The following is a 16,496-nucleotide window of genomic DNA, read 5'->3' on the forward strand; positions in this document are numbered from 1 at the left end:
ATGGACATCCAGGATACGCGACCCGTCGAGGTTGATCTTCATCCTGTCTGCAATCAGCGGTATTTGATCCCGACATTTTCGATCGGTGAGACTTACGCGCTTGTGCTTAAGGTTATTCGTCGCAGAGACTCTGGTTTAGTGATCTGGGGGCATACCCGTTACGGTAAGACTTGGGCAATGCTTTATTGTCAGCAATGCCTTGCACAAGATTTTCCTGATTTTCCTGTTGTTATTTACAATGCGAAGCGAGAAATATCAGCCACGAAAGGTAATTTTTATAACTCACTGCTGGCGGTTGTCGGTCACAAGCAGTGGAATGACAATGTTAGCCTCTCAAAAAAACATCTTCGGTTAGTGAATTTCATGGAGCAAGCGGCGCGCAGGGATTCACGGCAGGTCTTTATTCTATTCATGGATGAAGCTCAGCGGCTTCAGCAGCAGCATTTTGACTGGGTCAAGGATATCTATAATGACCTGCGGCTAAAGGGTGTGACATTGCTTCCCATCCTGGTAGGACAGCAGCAACTGCTTGATCAGAAGGAAGCCTTCCTCAAAACCGGGGTGGAGGGGGAGGCTATTGTTAATAGGTTCATGCTTTACGAGCACCCTTTCCGCGGCATACGCGAAAAAGAAGATTTCGCGACCTGCCTTGGCTTTTTTGACAGTACCCCTTATCCGGCCAATTCCACATGGACTTTCACCAAATTTTTTGTCCCACAGGCATATGCCAATGGCTTTAGGCTGGCGCAAGTGAAAGACATACTGTGGGATGCCTTTTGTGATGCTTACAAGGAATTAAAGCTAAAAAGCAAAATGGAAATACCGATGCAGTATTTCAGCAAAACGATAGAAATTATTTTGCGCGATAGTGTTGACATGGATCACCCAGGCTACACGATTACCAGGGAGTTCAGCTTGCGATCTATCCGTGAATCTTGGTTTCAAGCCGCAACGCGCAATAGTAAAGCTGCTGATCCGAGCGCCTGATGATGATAATCGTCCCGGATACTAAAACGATGAGCATCAATCCCAGGTATTGTCCGGTGGCCCCACTGTACATGGCTTACGAATCTGCGTATTCGATTCTAAGCCGGTTTGCACTTTATAACGTCATCCACGGAGATACACTGGTTAAAATCTTTGCGCCATCACAGAGAGAGGGTAATGGTAAGCGTAGCCGATTCCCAAACCTCGCCCACAGCGCGGCTGTGAATCCGGTAGCGATTCGCGAATGCTTTACCCTTGATAGAGCGCAACAAGATGCACTTTTCTTAGTACCTTCAGCTGTACCGAGCAATGATCACATTGCAGCCAATTTAAGAGTTTGTCCCGTATGCATGGTGCGTGGTGTGCACTACTCCCTATTTCAATACCTACTCATCAAGAAGTGCCCGATCCATCAGGTCGAGTTGAGCCAAGCGTGTCAGACCTGCGGCGGGGCGATGGATTACTCGTTAAACAGCAGGTTGTTCCGTGAACCATACGGCTGCAACTATTGTGGCCATCTGCTGCGACTCAAGGGAAGTCAAAGTGGCCGGTCCTATTTGAATAGATCCGGGCTGAACCGGCTGATTTTAGCCCATCGAATTTTTGAGCGCGGCAGGGATCGTCAGGTGTTTTTTGATATCAATCAGCCGACCAATATTTACTTTGATAATGCCGCTCAGTTTTCCTCGGCTATCACCGATTTTGCGGTGCATCAGCGTGCGCTGTTCAATGAGGTTCAGGCTAGGGCGGCATCAGGTCAGGGTGATAAAAAAGTGGGCTTTTACAGAATCAGTAACATCAGTCGTTGCTCGACAGTGAAAAGCTCGGTAATAGAGCTGACAGTCAATGACCTACTTCCGATTTTGAAGTGTATCTTCCGAAAAATTAGAAAGTGTTTTCTTCCTGAAATCAAACTGAGCAAGAAAAATCTTGCCGGAATTTGGCGAAGTATTGAGGAGTGTGATGTGCCCAGGCAAGGCTATCAACTCGTCGGCTATCTTGACTGGCTATGTTTTTGGTACGGAGTTAAAACGCCATCCGACTTGTGCGCGAAAGCAAGGTCATGTGTCAAAAAAAAACTGGGAGCCTGGCTTGAATCGAAACGGACGCACGAAGTATTTGCTTCACTCAAAGGGGAGCGCGAAAAAAATTGGCTGATGACGAAAATACTAGCTCATGAAATTATTTTTTTCATGACCAGGCAGATACGCCGGCTATCCGAATCGGATCTAACCTGCTCTAGGACGACCCCCAGTCAAGTGGTCTATCGCCGGTGGGTAGGGCCCGCTGCGTGGGCGCTGATTGTCCTTCCCCAGCAGTCCGCTTGTGAATTCCATTTTACAGCCCGCTCCGTTTTCGCTGAACTCGGTCGGTCAAAGGTGAGCAAACCGGCGCAGCGAGAGACGTATGCGTCGCTGTCACAGTAATAAGCGATTAGTCTACGCCCCAATTGGCCCAGGCCGCTTCATCGATGCCTTCCCCGGCAATCAGCACGCGCTTCTGTCGCAGGTTGGCATTTTGCGTCTCGGCAGGTCTTTCAGTGGCGTGTAAATCCTCCGGCTCTGTCAATGCTAGTCGAGAGTTACGAATCGCAGCGTCCCAATCTTCGTAAAAGTATTGGTCTTCTGAGGCTGCTGAGGTGGGGCGCTCAAGTGCTTTATCAAAGTCGGCCGTAAATTGGAGGTTGACGGCCTTGTGGATTTTTCCAAGGTGTGGAGTGGGTGCGGCACGTTCACTGACAAATCCTTCCGGGAAGGGCGTGGCGACAGGGTCGTAAAGATTGGCAACCGATAGGCAGTTCACACTGCTCAGCATTAGCGCAAAGCGGTAGCGGCGTTCCAATACGACTTCTACCTCGTGGGCACTCATCTCGAACTCGACCCCAACGTCTCCCATGCTGAACAATTGTTGGTGACCAGCGCGATATTTCTCCAAATGATGATGTCGGCCGAGTAACACCTGCAGGAGGGTCGCGCTCCCTTCGCTGAGGCAGATCTTCTTATCCTTGCCGAATTGGAAATACCACTCATCATTGTATCCGTAAAGAAGATCGGTGCATTTTGCTTTGGCCAGATCCGATGTGGTGCATCCTGTTTCTTGTAACAAACGAAGCATCGCGAGATCCCTCACCCAGTGCTCCACACCTCTGCAGGTTCCGCAAATCAGTTCCAGGCTTTCGCCTGAGTACAGTTTTGTGTGTGCTGTGAGTTCAGTAGCATGGGCAAAGCGAGTGGCTTGACGGTAGAGCTTCTTCATCTGGGAACGCAGGGGGTCCAGATTTTCGCCGAAGCGATGTTCCTGCCAGTTCATGGCCGCGGCGATTCTGGAAGCGGCCTGGCGATTGCTCAGTCGACCCAAGCCTTTCAGTTCACGCTGGATGAGCAAGTCATCAATGTAGACTGGAAGGTAGTAATTCCTGGGCTCTGTGGGTTCTGCCGGTCCGGGGTATACAGTGATATGTGAAAGATAAAAATACACATAGGCCTCTAGCGGCAGCAGGCTATCACTGAGCGACTTGTACTGTGTGTGGCGCAACCATAAGTCGACATGCTGAAGGTAACGCGCCACTTTACGCCGTCTACGTAGGGGTACGGTTTGCAACAGAAAATCGGTGATTTCCTGACCGAGACAGGGGATGAAATAGAGAGTTTGCAGTAGTGCCATGGGCTGCTCCGACAGGCAATCATCACTGATGAGTCGTGCACGGGGGGCTTTCAGTTGCACAGATTCGCACGTCGCGGATCAAGCGAAGCGTATTGCAGCAGGGTTTCTTTGAAACCATGGACTTATGAACGGTCGTGCTCACAGGGCGGTCGTTGCGGTCCAGAAGCACACTAATCCTAGGCCTGCTGACTGGATACCCCGAGGCAGCGGCGCACGATGTGCTAAGTGGTGATCATTGAGTGCGTTAGCGCTCATGCTAAATCCCTGCGTTGCGCCTGACTGAGATCTAGTTCTAGCCTAGCAAACGGAAGAAATCACGCAACGTGCAAGCCGCCCGCTGTCACATCATCTTCAAGCGATAAGCAACGATGCACTGGTACATTCGCCAACTATGTCTGTTCGTACTTTCGCTTTACGGGCAGTTGCCGTAAGGCTGAGGATCCGTTTCGCTGGTTTCCTTAGCGCGTCTACTCTCCCGTAGGCGAGAGTGCCTCAAAAAATGGAAGATCTCGCTATCATCAGATTTGCTTTTTACATCGTCTCGGGCACATCAGCCAAGGGCCTGAACTGAGTTGGCCAGTCTTTTCTCTTGTCCGAATTGGGTGGTATAGAACCGTTGTTCAATGCCATAAATAAGGAGTTTCAGTTCATTGTCTGTCGAAATTTCGAACTGACCACTGTTGGCATTAAAGACGAGTTGTTGGCCGCAGTAGCCATCAATGTAGGTCAGCATTCCTGCTTTATCTTGTTCGGGTAACGCCTCTAATGTCGCCATCGCCAAAGCAATACGCTTGCGATTCGGTTTGGAAACCTTCTCCGCTGCAAAATCGTTGGATAAGGTGATAAATGGTTTATCAAGGAACTGCTCAACCTCCTCTTGCGTTGCTTCTTTGTACAGTTCATCGATCCCGGGGAAAATACTGGAAATAGTGGCTAGGTTTTTGAAGATAAGGGTGTCAGAAGCTCTGAGGTAGACAGCATCTGGCTGAGCATTAATCACTAAGCGGCTCTGGGACTCTTCAATCTCCGCAACCTCGCCGAAGACTACAGTCTTCCGTTTAAGAAAAAGTGAAGGTGTGACTTTCTGAAAATAAAAATCTTCCCCTTGGCTCGCCACTAGGTAAGAGATGTCATTAAACTGTCGCTTGGCCAGATCGTCATACACTTTTGCGTCAAAATCGCCCTTCAGCATCTCCACACAAAATGTTTGTGCGGAAAACTCCTCAACTTTGAACCAAGAATCCTCGTCCAGATTGTGATCAGGACAGTAATTTACACAAGCGGCGGGATCAATGCCCAAGTCGTCGAAAAGCGTGTAATCAGAAATCAACTTGAAGAATGGTTTTTTTCTGAGTTTTTTCACCTTTACCAGTACGCAATCCATATGCTCAGCCTTTTTCTATGAATGTGTAGTTATTGATTCTATAAGCTTTTTCGATCACGACGTCATCCGGTAACTTGTACCCGGCTCGTGAGATTAGGAAAATTGACGCGCGCGCTGTAGTGGTTATGTTATAAAATTCGTAGCCATACAATAAAAACAGCGGATTGAAATACAGTGCTTGCGAGCGGTAGGTGAAAACAAACAAAACGCCGTATACAAAGAGCAGGGTTTCCCAATTTGGAACGCTGAGCGCCACGAAAAAATATCCGAGATAGCTCGGTAAAAAACTATTATTAGCATGATCAATGGAGTCAACTTGGCCTGGCTTGAACTCATCCTTGCCCAGCGATGGACTTAGCACCAAGCTTAAGCCTGTGAGCAGCACGGGGACGCAGAGATAGAGGCCGTACGACACGAAATTGGGAAGCGCAACAACAAGGCCATGCTCAGGAAAAAAAGACCCCAGCACGTAGCCCTTCTGAACCAAAAATACGATTACTAGGAGAGACGTCGCATTGAAGGTCAGTAGCAACCGGAAAGGAACGTTAAGGTCGAGTTTCGGCCACTCCATGGCATCTCCAGTGCGTGACGCCGACTGTGGATGTCGACAGGTGCGAGATAGGGCTCTGGACGATATCAAATAGCCACGCTTCACGTCCACAACGAATACTTCACCAAGTGCGGCTGCGCGAACCATAAACGCGCGGTCTCGGGAGAGACAACAAGGTTCTGGTGACCACCTTTCTAGCGCAGGGTCTGAGTCTAAGATTGTCCAAACGGCAGTAGTGGGCAATCCTGCAGGGCTCGTCGAGCATTGCTGTGACACGACGCATCACGATCTCTAAATGGTCGGAGGCGATACAGGCAATTGCTCGATTCATGACTGTGATCGCTTCTATCCTAGCGGCAGCGTCCGTCAGTTCCATCCGCGATACGGTGTAACGACGATTCTTGTGTAGGTCATTCGGCTTTCCGGGCGACCACTATTTGTGGTCAGCCTTGCTTACCTACAGTGGCAAACAACAGATGCTCGCTTGGTGCCAAAAGAGCAGCGCCGTGTTATTTTCCGTGTTCTGAAAAGTAAGCGATTACCCGGTGCCAGCGCTGGCGTCTCACGGGAGAGATCATGGTGTTGCAATGGATTCGCAAGTGGTTCTCCACGGTCGCTGCGGGTGCACCTTCGGAAGAAGGCGTCAGTCGCGCTGGCCGCTTTGATCTGTATGTCAACGGAGCTGCACCACTTCCGTTCGGCCGGTTTGCGTCGTTGAAACAGGCCGAGGTCTTGGCTCAGCGCAGTTTCAAGGGCCAGCACTACCGGATTGTGGATACTTACACCGGGGACGCCGTAGTCTTCAACTACAAGAAAACTGCACTGCTTCCGGAGCCGTTCCTCCAAGGAATTGACATTACAGGTCAGGTGACGCCTACGCCGGCGTTCATCCGGGAGCTGCACGCCAGGAAGCCGATGCTCACTCAGCCCACTTTCTGTTGGCAAAACTGTTTGCTCACCATCCTGAGTCTTCAGGCCTCACATCCGCAGCTTCGTTATGCACTGTCACTCATTCATCACCCGGAGGCAGGGGTCGAGGGGCATGCACTGATCGAGCACGCAGGGCAGTTTCACGATCCCACCCTGGAGCATCAGTCTTTACTCCGTCCGCTGGTCACCTACCGGCTCCTGGAAGTACTGGAGCCCGATCAGCTATTTGGGCAGATTCTCGCGCGATTTGGTGAGGACGGCCTCAAGGAAATGCGCCAAGGACGGCGGGCGTGGTCAAATTTCCGCGTGGATGCTGGCGGTTCGCGGATCTTCGACCTTTGAATTCCGCGTAATTTTTGGAAGCCACTGCGTTGGCGCTGCAGGATGAGCTGCCGCAGGCGTACAACTGCCAGCGCGGCGGCGTCTCGTCGAGATGGCGCGTCATACCGACAATCGATGGGGATTGGCCGGCGGCGGCCATCAGCTTTGCAGCTTACCTTTAAAGGGAGAAGGCATGAGTCACTACTTTGATCATGCGAGTCAGGAACTCAACAGCAAGATCGCCCAGGCCAAGGTGTACATCACCCGGCACAACCCGACCACTGGCGCACTGGCCGAAGCGGTGCTTCGCCAGTTCCTCAAAGACCACCTGCCGGGGGCGGTCAGCGTGGAGCAGGGCTTCATCATCGACAGTGCGGGCGGTTTATCCAAGCAGTGCGACATTCTGATTTACGACTCGCACCGGTATGCCCCGTTCTATCGAGTAGAGGGTGTGGTTGTGGTGCCGGCGGAGGCGGTGATTGCTATTATCGAAGTAAAAACCTCGATCAACCGAGCCGGATTTCATGAGGTGATTCGCTATTTCCAGAGTTTCCAGAACCTGCGATTGGCGGCGAGGACGTACTTGTTCATGTTCAACGCTCCGACGTTGGGGACTGTCAGCAGGCACTTTCATTCATTTCGACACCCAGGCAGCTATCAGGAGTTCGATCATGATACTTTCCAGTTCCTCCCGGACGAAATCACCGGCCTAGATCATTCCTACCATTTGCATAGAGACATGGTTATCCACGACCGCGATGCCATGGGCTATCTCTCGTACTTCTACGAGGATCACGAAGGTACCGCGATCAACGCACTGGAGCGGTTCTTCCTCTCTGTGTATGCCTGCGTCGAACGCCACTTGAGAAGTAGTCTGCCCGTGGGTGTGTTGGTGCCGCGAGTGTCCTATCACAACAGTACTCCCAGCAAAACTATTTTCGCCATTGACTTGTTCCCCATGTAACCTCAGGTATGCGCTGCACTTGCTTACATCGTTCAGTGGCACAACCGCTTCAGTGTTTCGCGTTTGTCATGGTTGAGACGCAGAAGGCGCCCCCCCCTTTTGACCTGGCTGCTTATTCTGGTGGGGGTTCGCTCGCGCCCGGTGTCGATCCGAGCAGCTTACTGGCCCGACTGTCAAGCAGGGCGCCCGCCTGGAAGTAGCCCATCACCGTGCTCACACTGCGGTGCTCGGTCATTGCCATCACCTCACCGAGCGGCACGCCCTGGCGTCCTGCCTCGGTGACGAAGCCTGAGCGCAGACTGTGCGCTGCCCAGTCCCCATCAAGACCTGCCATCGCCGCGCGGCGTTTGACTATCCGCGCGACTTGGTCGCCGGACAGTCCATGCGGTGCGACCCGGCCACCTTTGTACAGGCGGCGAAACAGCGGGCCGCGGCAGGCCGGTGCTGCTTCCAGCCAGGCACTCAGTGCCTGCGCCGCCGGCCCCTGCAGCGGTTTTTCTCGGCGTACGCCGCCAGTGTCGGTCTTGGTCGCCCCAAGTGTGTACAGCCAGGTGTCGGCATCCAGCCGGCGCAGGTCTTCGATCTGCAGGCCGATCACCTCCGAGCGGCGTCGGCCGCCACCGCTCCAGGCCAACAGCAGTAGGGCGCGATCGCGCACGCCGCGTACGCCGTCGCTGCAGGTGGCGAGCATTGCCTGCAATGGCTCCAGGACCACGGCAGTTTTCTTGCGCTGTGCCACCCCCTGGCGCACTTGGGCCTTGCGCGCTTCCCGCAGCAAGGTCTTCACCGCCGGCGTCTCGGTTGGGTTGTCCCATTGCTTCAACCGGTGCCACTTGGCCAGCACGGCGAGACGATGACTGACCGTACTGAACGCGAGTGCTCCCAACTTGCCCTTGACTCCCATTGCGACCAGGGCGGCATCGAGGTCTGCGGGCAGCAGGTGGCTCCAGCCGCCGTCAGCGCCCGGGCGGGCAAGGTGATCAACGATGAATTGCACTGCGACCTCCGGCGGCAAGGCAGCGTCGCCGAGCGCGCGCCGGTAACGCAGGCGCAGCCAGGCTGACCAGTAGGCGAGGGCGCTCTGGTAGCTGCGCACCGTGTTGGCGGCGGTGCCGGCGGCGATGAACGCCTCGGCGGCGGCGCGGGTGCTGGCCGCCAACTCGTGCGGCGCCAGTGGCGTGTCAATCGATGGCTGCAATGATTCTGTATTATTCATTACGTTCTACGTATTATTAATTTAGATTCAATCTAATAAGGTCGGATAATCATTCATTATCAGACCTAATATAGCGGAGGGCAGGGCATGGCGGTAGGCGTACCGGAAAGCGAGGTGTTTGCCGCGGCAGACGCGGTGCTGGCCCGTGGCGAGCGGCCGACGGTAGAACGGGTGCGCCTGGAACTGGGTCGCGGCAGCCCGGCGCGGGTCGGCGCCTTGCTCGACCAATGGTGGGAACAGTTGGCCGGCCGCCTGCGCGGTGAAACGCGGTTGCCCGGACTGCCGGCGGAAGTGGCCCAGGCCTTTGTCGCTATCTGGCAGCAGGCGACCACCTTGGCTCAAGGCGTGGTCGAGCAGTCACTGGCCAGCCAGCGGCAGGTGCTCGCGGAGGAAAGAGAGGAGCTCCTAGCATTGGATACCCGCGCCCGGCTGGACGTTGCTCAGGCGCGACAGCAGACGGCAGAGGCAATATCTGTGCGGCAGAGCGCTGAAACCCGCCTGACCGATCTAGAGCTACTGCTGGCCCAGCGTCAGGCGCAGATTAAGGATCTGCAGGAACAACGTGGCGCCTTGCAATTGGCCTGCGACACCTTGCAACAGCAGTTGCATGGTCTGCAGGCCGAACAGCACGACACCCTGCATCAAGTCGAGCAGGCTCGGCTGGCACAAGAAGCCTACGTGCGCGGTGTCGAGGAGCGCGCCTACCGCGAAATTGACCGAGCGCGCGAGGAGAGCAAAACACGCCAGGTTGAACGCCGAGAGCTCCAGCGCCAGTTCGACCAACTTCAGCAACGATCGGAGCAAGACCGTCACGTCTTGAGCGAGACGCAGCGCCAGGCAGCCACCCAGCAGGCGCGGGCCGAAGTGGCGGCGGAGCAGGGCGAGCAGCAGCGGCAAGCTCTGGAAGGCCGCTTACATGCCATGCAGCAAATGCTTGACGAGGTGCGACATACGGCCGCGGCCCAGCAGGCGCGTGCTGACACGCTGGAGCAGCAACTGGTCCAGCAGCAGGCGCCGAAGCTGCGTAAGTCCAGAATCAAGGAGCGGTGATGGGTCGGGGAGGAGCACCGCAAGCGGTCGCAATACCATGTCTAGAGTGCAACAGGGCTGCGCGACTGACGCGAGGCGTGGTGTCGGCGATCCGTACAAGGTGCGTCGAAGGCCTTGCACCCGCGCCTGCCCTGTAGCCCGCAGCACCTAACCCTCGCTTGAAATCTGTATCGTGAGACTGGCGTAGCATAATCTCAGCTGCTCGGTCGCGTTGTTGATATCCTTTGTCTTGAGAAACCTCATGCGGTTGAGCCAATACCTGACTGAATACGATGAAGACCTCAGTGGCGACAGCCAGATTGATCCGTTGGGTGTACTGACCATCTGGTCTGCCTTTGGCCAGGAAATCTTTCGCAACCGGGTCAATTCGGTTTCGAACGACGTACGAAACTACACGCTCAATCTGCTGCATCATGCAGTGATTAAGGACCTGTTCGACGATGTTGATACCGGCCCGAGCAAAGCATTGCGTGAGCAGTCAGGAGGACGTCATGGGCTGGCGCTGTGCCAGGCTTGTCTAGTCTATCTGGAGAACATATTCACGTATGCCATGGTGACTGCTGCGCCCGATACCGGCGTTGACAGTCAAGGCGTGCTGGGCGCCAGCAAGGCTCGTGCACGTCTGGAGGTCGACAGTAACCCATTTCTGCGCTTCACCCATCAACCAGCCGGACACCTGTTGGTGCGTCAGTTGGGCTTGGGTGTGAGTGGGCGCTATAAGACACCGTTCATGCAGATAGGCTTCTTCAACGACCGCTACAACTACCACCACAGTCAAGAAGCAGGACTGTTGTGGGTGAAAGTTAAGGGGATGATTCAAACTCACGAGCCGTTTCACAGGTTGTTCCAAGAAGCGCGCATGCATTTGCAGGGGATTTTCCTGCGCTTCAAAGCAGGTGGCGGAAGCGCGCTCAAGCAAGTACCGGGCAGTCTGATCAAGGCCTACCGAAGAGCACTGCCGAACTCCGCGCAAGTAGGCGCTGCCACGCGCGACTTCTGGCTAGCCTTGACTGGCCTCGACACGGGCGCTGCGGGTGCACTGCTGCGGGTGATGGATGATCAAGTTCAACACAATCCAGACGGCCACCTGCCGATCCAGCAGTTGTTCGCCCTGGCCGAAAAAAACTGCAGCGAAACGCCCGAGCGACGCAAGCTCGTGCACGTGCAGCAGGTCGAACCACTCCTTGCTCAGGTCGATCTGCTGTTTACCCTGGCCTGTCATGGCCGGCACCAGAGCCTTGGCGAAATCGAGGCGCACTGGCAAGGGCTGGGGCGCGATGCCGCAACCTTGCCGGCGGCCGCCGCGCGTATCGATGCGCATTCAGAACTGCTCGGCATTCTTTCGCACACCGGCCGCCGACGGCTGGAGCGACTCATGAGCTTGGCGCGTCAGGAACGCTTCAGTGACCAGTTTCTCGGCATGGTGGACTACCACGCGACGGTGATGCGCGAGCGTGGCCAGATACCCTGGGTTCAAATCGACCAGGCCGAGAAGGTCAAGCTCAGTGCTCGTACCAGGGCATTGCCTGAGGCGCAGGATACGCCCATGCAGCGCTGGGTGAACACGTACTACATTCCCCAGTTTGACCATTTGGTGACCGGTTATCGGGGCGGCCAGGCATGAAACTGCATTCAGCATTCAGCGAGCAAGTGAAGGCCTGCGGCCGGTTGCGCAGGGTTTGGCTTACCAGCTTCAACATCGATATCGAATTCATCGAAACCTATGTGTTGCCAACCGTACTGGGTGCCGAGACTCCCCGCACACGCATGGAGTACGAGGCGCTTCAGTTGGCGCTGACGGAGCAGCAAATCGACCTCAGGGTCTTTTGTGACCGGCGTTTCATCGGTGCCGACCAGAACAAGCGCACGGCGCTCCAGGTGCACGGTGTCTGTACTGCGCAAAAAACGGAATGGAGCTACCCAGGTGTTGGCGAAGACAGCTTGTTGCATGCAAAGGTGATCTATCTGGAAGGTGAGCAGGGGCGCGTGCTCGGCGCGGGCAGTGCCAACCTCACACTTAGCGGATGGGCGCGCAATCAGGAGGTATTCCACTTCCAGCCGATCAATGCGCTTTCGCTTTACCAGTCCGTTAAAGCGTTCTTCCAGGCACTGTTCACAAATGTGGGCGTACCGTGCCCCTTGGAAAATAGGCGCAGTAGCTCGTTCGCCAGCGCTGAGTCAGCCGTGCGGTTCTGCCACAGTTTTCAGAGGCAACCGTTTCTCGTCCAGTTGCTGGGCGAGCGTGCTTGCCATCACCTGGCAGTCTGGTCCCCTTATCTGCCGAAGGATCTGGCTCTGTTCGTCAGCCACCTGAGGAGCAGCTACGAGCAGGCGCGCATGAAGGTCAGCCTGGTGCCGGACCGGCTCGATGGGCAGTTCCTGCGTACCGGTTGGACCGAGGCGCTTGGAGACCTGCTGGCAAACGATGAGTTGCGCTTGCGGCACAACCCGACCACGGTCGATGAGCGCACACCGATGACCCATGCCAAGCTTTGGAAAACCTCCACGCACCTGGCCATCGGCTCGTGGAACTTCACTCGGGCGGGCAGCAATTCGCTGCTCGACTCACGGGGTAAAAGGCTACCCGGCAACAACATCGAGGCGGGCTTTATCTTGCCGAACAACAGTGCAGTGGAAAGCGTCCTCGGCGCCACGATGGACACCAGCCCGGCATTGTTCTTGAGCGACGAAGCATTACAGGCGCAAGCGTTGAAAATCCCGCAGAACCTTCCCTTTGACATCGTGGTGGAGTTCGACTGGGCGGAGCAGGTTTACCAACTGCGCGGCCAATGGCATATAGGGCAAGAACCGGATCAGGGATATAGGATCAAGTTGCCGGATATCGACGCTGCATTCGCGCTCGACTGGAAACCACGAAGCCACGGATTGAAGGCGTGCAGAGTGCCGGTGGCGCACGTGCATGCACTGTTGTTCGATCACAGCTTCCAGGTGCTCAAGGACGGCCGGGAGTGCTTCGTCGGCATGTTGCTGGAGACTACCCCCGAGTTCCGACGCGCGCAGCGGTACGACGACTTGGTTGGCCTGGTCGACGCCATGGCGCAAATCGATATTGTGCCCAATCAGGATGATGTCGGATTTCGTGTCCGCGAATCTGCAACGGGTGAGCCACAGGTTGATGGGCTGAGCGCCGACCTAGGCGCCGTGGCAAGCGAGCAAGACGGTTCAGACTCTGCGCATATCAGCTACTTTCGGTTATTCACGGCCAGCTACCAATTCGCGGCCCGGTTGCGTGGGGTTGAACGATTGTCAGTGCTTGAACACTGGGTGTTCGTGCGACCGGGATGCCTGCAGGAATGGGTAGACAAGACCCGCCAGCGACTTCGTGGATCTACGCCCAATGTTTTCGACTGGTTCCTGGTCCAGGAGGTTAACGCGCTCTGCAAGTTGGCGCTGGCACTCCGTCAACGCTTGCCCAAGGATGACAGCAGGATTGCCTTGTCGCGTTGGCGGACACTGAAGGTCGATATGCCACCGTTACCTGCCGAGACCAATGATGATTTTCGGCAAATGCTTGAGCAGGAGCTCGGCGGATTGGAAAGCAAGTGGGGTGGGACATGAGTCGATTTGAAGAGGGTGTGCTCATCCCTGAAACCGTATCCCAGTGGATCAACTTCAAAGGGCGTAAGGATTCCAACTGGACCTATCAGGCAGATGATCGCGAATCCATGGCGGCCAAGCAGACCGAAGGGGTGGCCTACCTGTGGAACCTGTTGGTAGCGGGCAAAGTGGCGCTACTGGCGGATGAAGTCGGCATGGGCAAGACCTTCCAGGCGTTGGGTGTGGCTGCATGGCTGTGGAAAAACAAGCCTGATGCCAAGGTGCTGGTAATGGCGCCCAATCGACATTTGTGCGGGCATTGGCGCAGGGAGTTCGAAGGCTTCATTCGTGAGCACATTCGCCAAGCCGATGACCGAGTTAAAACCGAAGATGGCATGCCCGTAGCCACGGTCTGTGAGTGCTACCAGCTGGAGCACCTGGTGCAGTCGGTGCAAAACAATGAGGGGCAGCTTTACCTCACCACGGTCTACGCGCTCAGTGGCTTGCTCGGCCCCGAGCGGCGCGCGGAAGGCCCCGAGGGCGCAGGCAGTATCGCGGCCAATTGCCATCATCGATTAAAGCAGCACTTGGGGCCCTCGGGCTTTGACCTGATCATCGTCGATGAGGCGCATTACCTGCGCAACGTCTCGGGTGGATCGCAGCGTGTGAGTGCCGCAAAAGCGCTGTTTGGCAACGCTGACAGCCGGCTGGGTGTCTGGAACCTATTGCTCACTGCGACGCCCAGCCATACCCGGTTGGATGATGTGCAGAACATCCTGGGTTATTTTACCCAGCTCGATCGTGATCCTGCCCTTGAAGCCATGAGCGGCGCCGAGCGCACGCGTCAGTTGCTGCAACGGTATGCCTTGCGGCGTCTGCGGTTGATGGAGGGACAGGGCGGTTTGTACGGCAAGCGGCACTACCGCCACGAAAAAGCCGTACCTGCGAGCTTCGATGGGCGTCCGGATGCCGAGATGTTTTTTGCTCTGTATCAGAAGCGGCTGGTGGCCGACCTGGGCCGGCAGAAGGAGAACAAGAGTCTCACTTATGGCTACCTGGAAGGGTTCGAGTCGTTTGGCTGGAAACCGCAGATCGATTCTGGTGCCGATGCGGATTATCAGGATGCGGTCGAAGACCGGATGGTGGAGGATTTCTCAAAGGCTACCGATACCGAGCTGTTGCGCGACCTTACCCGTCGCTATCGCGACCAGTTTCACACCTTCCCGGATCACCCCAAGTACGGCTTGATGATCGACCAGTGCGTGCCGAAGGCGGCTGATGGCCTCGGCACTGCGCTCGAGGACTTGAAGCACCTGATTTTCGTTCGGCGTATACCTTCTGTTCGTGAACTGACCCAGCGCATCAACGAGCGCTACGACGAGTTGTTGGCCGGAATGATCGTCAATGCATGGGGCAAGCAAGCGGACGATCCCGCAGTCAGGCATTGGCGTCATCAGGGTTGGTCACGCGATGGCTATGCCCAGTTTCATGAAGGCGTGAAGCACTCGCTTGCCGAAGTGGACGCGCACGAGGAGGCAGGGCAAGACGAGGGCGAGGGGGAGGGTACGCAGTTGGCATCGCGCATCGCCGAGCTGTTCGTGGTCAAGAAAGGCTCAGGTGGGCAAACCGATTGCGCCAATGTGCGCCTGCGCTTCAGCAAGCCGGAAAGCGTCTTTGCACTGTTCCTCGAGCCGGCATCGGACTACCTGACTGGCGGTTACTCCGCGTTCTACGCCAAGGCGGAGACAGGTCGGATCGACTATGCCAATGCCGCCAAGTACGTACGCTTGCACGGTTGGGACGTGCCGGGGGTCCACGATGCCGCCGCCCGCATGCGAGGTGCACCGCGCGACCGCCTGGAACATCCGCTCCACAGCGTCTGGTCGCTGTTGGTACCGCGCCTGCCGCCGGCGTTGTATCGCAAGCTCGAAGGCTGGGCGCGCGACAACAAGGCGATTGCGGAGAACTTCGCGAACTACATCAAGGCCGGGTTTCTTTATGCGAGCCCTGTCGTCGTCGAGCTCTACGCCTGGTTTGTCGAATACCGGCAGCAGACCCGCGAGCGTGAGGTGCAGCGTGCGTACCGTGGTTTTCATGACTGGGTAAGCCTACGGGTCGATGGCTCGTTGATGCTGCGCTATTTCACCGCCGCGTTGGAAACGTTTGACACGCTATGCGGCAAGATCATCGACCATGGCCTGGATCAATGGGACGAGGAGTGGCGCAGCCTCAAGCGCCTCACCAGCCCATGCTGGTACGCCAGTGGAGACAACAGCGAAGGTCGTCAGCGTCTCATCCTCGGCTTCAATAGCCCGTTCTATCCCAACGTGTTGGTGTCCACTTCGGTACTCCAGGAAGGGGTCAACCTGCATTTGCAGTGCCACCAGATCCATCACTACGGCCTAGCCGGCTCACCCGGTGACAATGAGCAGCGCGTGGGCCGGTTGGATCGCCTGTTTGGCTGCGTGAACCAGCGGCTGCAGCGGTCAGGTAACGCGGAGTTGAGCATTCACTATCCGTTTCTGCAGGGATCGGTTGATGAAGACCAGGTTGCTTCGTTCATCGAGCGCAAGCATCAGGTGGAAGAGCAAATGGATGCGTGCGTACAGGTGCACTTCGACAAACAGCTAAGGATCAGTGACGCGCAGCAGTGGCGTAGCTTTCTGCGCAGACCGCTACCCATCAGCGATGAGCGTTTGCAGGATCCTTATGGTGCCGTGTTTACCAAGCTGGGCCAACAGTAGCTGCAAGCACATGAGGATCTGATTGTGTGCGCCTGAAACCTGATGCATGACCGTGCGTTGGTTGTGGGTATGGCAGAAAGCCTCTAACATAAGGCTTGCAATGCGCTTGCCCGAACTCCACCACAGTA

Annotated in this window: 12 protein-coding genes; 8 read left to right on the top strand and 4 right to left on the bottom strand. The window is 55.8% G+C overall.

Features of this window, described 5'->3' with window-relative positions:
- Together AC1TXO_RS13335 and AC1TXO_RS13340 are read left to right on the top strand one after the other, a co-directional pair.
- Complete coding sequence (locus AC1TXO_RS13335) at positions 1-987, top strand: ATP-binding protein (RefSeq protein ID WP_004577540.1); 987 nt, start codon at positions 1-3, stop codon at positions 985-987.
- A 29-nt stretch (positions 988-1,016) separates the two neighbouring features.
- Positions 1,017-2,414, top strand: coding sequence for a TniQ family protein (locus AC1TXO_RS13340; RefSeq protein ID WP_157404876.1), 1,398 nt, complete (start codon positions 1,017-1,019; stop codon positions 2,412-2,414).
- A gap of 7 nt (positions 2,415-2,421) precedes the next feature.
- Here AC1TXO_RS13340 and AC1TXO_RS13345 read toward each other — a convergent pair whose 3' ends face one another.
- From AC1TXO_RS13345 to AC1TXO_RS13355, 3 genes are all read right to left on the bottom strand, one after another.
- Complete coding sequence (locus AC1TXO_RS13345) at positions 2,422-3,651, bottom strand: hypothetical protein (protein WP_004577538.1); 1,230 nt, start codon at positions 3,649-3,651, stop codon at positions 2,422-2,424.
- A gap of 550 nt (positions 3,652-4,201) precedes the next feature.
- Positions 4,202-5,035, bottom strand: a complete 834-nt coding sequence (locus tag AC1TXO_RS13350; RefSeq protein WP_004577537.1) for a hypothetical protein — start codon at positions 5,033-5,035, stop codon at positions 4,202-4,204.
- 4 nt (positions 5,036-5,039) lie between these two features.
- Positions 5,040-5,606, bottom strand: a complete 567-nt coding sequence (locus AC1TXO_RS13355; protein WP_004577536.1) for a hypothetical protein — start codon at positions 5,604-5,606, stop codon at positions 5,040-5,042.
- A gap of 555 nt (positions 5,607-6,161) precedes the next feature.
- On the opposite strand from AC1TXO_RS13355, the gene AC1TXO_RS13360 reads away from it, so the two are divergent.
- Both AC1TXO_RS13360 and AC1TXO_RS13365 read left to right on the top strand, forming a co-directional pair.
- Positions 6,162-6,857 (top strand): hypothetical protein, encoded by a 696-nt coding sequence (locus AC1TXO_RS13360; protein WP_004577304.1) that lies wholly within the window; start codon positions 6,162-6,164, stop codon positions 6,855-6,857.
- Between the two features lie 172 nt (positions 6,858-7,029).
- Complete coding sequence (locus tag AC1TXO_RS13365) at positions 7,030-7,800, top strand: DUF6602 domain-containing protein (RefSeq protein WP_004577305.1); 771 nt, start codon at positions 7,030-7,032, stop codon at positions 7,798-7,800.
- Positions 7,801-7,912: 112 nt separating this feature from the next.
- Here AC1TXO_RS13365 and AC1TXO_RS13370 read toward each other — a convergent pair whose 3' ends face one another.
- Positions 7,913-9,016: a site-specific integrase gene (locus AC1TXO_RS13370; RefSeq protein WP_024717480.1), complete on the bottom strand. Its 1,104-nt coding sequence runs from the start codon at positions 9,014-9,016 to the stop codon at positions 7,913-7,915.
- An 87-nt stretch (positions 9,017-9,103) separates the two neighbouring features.
- Between AC1TXO_RS13370 and AC1TXO_RS13375 the strand changes: the two genes are divergently transcribed.
- The 4 genes from AC1TXO_RS13375 to AC1TXO_RS13390 all read left to right on the top strand — a co-directional run bounded on the left by AC1TXO_RS13375 (position 9,104) and on the right by AC1TXO_RS13390 (position 16,368).
- Positions 9,104-10,066 carry a DNA-binding protein gene (locus tag AC1TXO_RS13375; protein WP_004577307.1) on the top strand — a complete coding sequence of 321 codons (963 nt, stop codon included), beginning with the start codon at positions 9,104-9,106 and terminating at the stop codon, positions 10,064-10,066.
- 241 nt (positions 10,067-10,307) lie between these two features.
- Entirely contained in the window at positions 10,308-11,690 is a 1,383-nt protein-coding gene (locus AC1TXO_RS13380) for a hypothetical protein (RefSeq protein WP_023102082.1), read from the top strand.
- Positions 11,687-13,645, top strand: a complete 1,959-nt coding sequence (locus AC1TXO_RS13385; RefSeq protein WP_004577309.1) for a phospholipase D-like domain-containing protein — start codon at positions 11,687-11,689, stop codon at positions 13,643-13,645. The genes AC1TXO_RS13380 and AC1TXO_RS13385 overlap by 4 nt, the downstream gene beginning before the upstream one ends.
- A complete protein-coding gene (locus tag AC1TXO_RS13390; protein WP_004577310.1) occupies positions 13,642-16,368 on the top strand; it encodes a DEAD/DEAH box helicase in 2,727 nt (908 codons plus the stop codon). Before AC1TXO_RS13385 ends, AC1TXO_RS13390 begins: the two co-directional genes overlap by 4 nt.
- Positions 16,369-16,496: the final 128 nt, after the last annotated feature.

The organism is Pseudomonas sp. FA117, assembly GCF_057370475.1.